Here is a 1454-nt window from a genome sequence, read left to right on the forward strand (position 1 = left end):
GCCACCGACTTCCTCGACTGGTACGAACGCTGGCTCAACCACATGAGCGCCGGACGCGACAACCGGGCCCTGGAACTCACCTCACCCCAGCTTCGTGCCCACCCCGCCAGGCATCGTCCGGCACCGAATATTTGACTCTCCGTAACCACTCCACGGAAAGTGAGCCAGAACCACTACTCGTGAATAAAGCCACTGTCCACATCTCCGGGACGGCCCGGCTTGAGCTGAGGCTGCTGGCCGGGAGTGCCCGGCGCTCGGAGGGCGCCGCGTGACTCGGCCGGTCCGGCGTCCGGCGTGCTGGGTAGGGTCGGGGCAGACCGTGCCGTATGGGTGTGCGGGACAGGTCCGGGTCTCCTGGAGTACGGCTCGGCCCCCTGGTGCCGGTGGCGGAAGCCACCGGCACCAGGTCCGCCCCGGGGCGGGTCAGGTTTCTGTGGCCCAGTCGATGCCGAGTGCGGCGGGCTGCTCGGGGTCCGTCCCTTGCCCGATCAGCATCATCCCGACCGCGGCCGCCGGCTTCTCGGTGGTGGGTACGTCGTATCCGAAGCTCTTGAATCCGCCGATGGCGTAGTTCCCGATCACGATGACCGAGGCCGCGGCGCCGACGGCGTACATGAGGCGTTCGCCCCTGGACGTGTGGACGGGGGAGTTGGGTGCCGGTGCTGTCCACCGGTAGACGAGGCAGGCGAGCAACAGCGCGGCCAGGACGACGAAGTCGGTGAGCAAGTCGAACGTCACGGCAGGCATGGGCGCGGTGCTGGGAGCGGCGGTCGCCGAGGTGAATTCGTCGGCGATGGGGAATAGGTTCAAGGTGGCCCCTGGGGTCAGGGGGCCCGCCGCCGGGACTGGACATCTTCGAGGCGGGCCCCTGCATACCGGACCCACCTCGGGCCCGGCTTTCACCTCTTCGCGGGGAAGCCCTGCCCTCGACAGCACGAAGGTGTCCAACTTTCCTTTGAAGAAGCGAAGCGGGCCCAAGACCCACCGTATACAAGGATTTTGGCTTCCGGATTCTCGTCTGCTTGCCTTCACAGCTGGATTCGAAACTCGAAACACGTCAGGGGCTCGGGCTGTCAGATGAGCCCGTACCGGCCGTGCGAGGCGGGCCTGCTTACCGGCCCGTACGGCCGCAGCAGACCGCGTATGGGTGTGCGGGACAGGTCCGGGTCTCCGTTACGCGGTCCACGGCGCACTGTTCGGCAGTGCGTCCGAGCACCCGGAGGCGCTGTTCGCCAATCGTCTGGAGGACGGCCTCCAGGAGCTGTGAAAGGTGGGCTGGGCCGACCTCCGCGGGGAACTGCCGGATTTCGGCGGCCTCATCACGGAATCCGTGCGCGCGTTACGGAACAAGGCCTGCACCTTGTTCTTTAACCTCCGCCCCTACTCTGACGCTCCCCAAATTGGGGTGACCATGGCGAGCTGGTCCGACACACTGGTTCGATGCGGCGCGATGA

Annotated in this window: 1 protein-coding gene and 2 pseudogenes; 2 read left to right on the forward strand and 1 reads right to left on the reverse strand. The window is 66.8% G+C overall.

The window, feature by feature from the left end:
* A pseudogene (locus tag AB0F29_RS41530) lies at positions 1–135 on the forward strand (SMI1/KNR4 family protein); the annotation flags it as partial.
* Between the two features lie 288 nt (positions 136–423).
* Here the strand turns inward: AB0F29_RS41530 and AB0F29_RS41535 are convergent.
* Positions 424–810 (reverse strand): hypothetical protein, encoded by a 387-nt coding sequence (locus AB0F29_RS41535; protein WP_361884196.1) that lies wholly within the window; start codon positions 808–810, stop codon positions 424–426.
* Positions 811–1171: 361 nt separating this feature from the next.
* Between AB0F29_RS41535 and AB0F29_RS41540 the strand changes: the two are divergent.
* A pseudogene (locus AB0F29_RS41540) lies at positions 1172–1354 on the forward strand (DUF4231 domain-containing protein); the annotation flags it as partial.
* Between the last annotated feature and the right edge of the window lie 100 nt (positions 1355–1454).

Source organism: Streptomyces sp. NPDC026589 (assembly GCF_040638385.1).
Taxonomy (GTDB): domain Bacteria; phylum Actinomycetota; class Actinomycetes; order Streptomycetales; family Streptomycetaceae; genus Streptomyces.